At 76.3% G+C, this 300-nt stretch carries 1 pseudogene; it reads left to right on the top strand.

From position 1 onward, the window contains the following. Positions 1-300 (top strand): annotated as a pseudogene (locus tag ACLBYB_RS33195) (acetylhydrolase); the annotation flags it as partial.

Below are 300 nucleotides of genomic sequence, written 5' to 3'. Positions count from 1 at the left end.
TCGACCGGATCGAGCGGGCGGCGCAGGAACGGGGGGCGATCGCCCGGGCGCGCGACCTGCGCTTCGCCCTGGACCGCTTCCTCGTTCAGGAGGGGGGCGCCTTCGGAGGCCGGATCGACCCGCGCCGGATCGTGGCGGGCGGCCATTCCTACGGCGCCAACACGACTCTGATCGCCGCGGGTGCGCGCGTCGTCCGCGACGGGCACGCCCTTCAGGCGCGGGATCCGCGGACCGCGGCCGGGATCGTGATCTCGGCGCCGCCCTTCTACGGCGAGCGCGACCTCCGGGCCGTCCTGGGCG

The sequence above is a fragment of the Methylobacterium sp. D54C genome (assembly GCF_053345595.1).
Note: the sequence above shows the minus strand (reverse complement) of the source record. Positions and strands in the feature narration are given on the sequence as shown.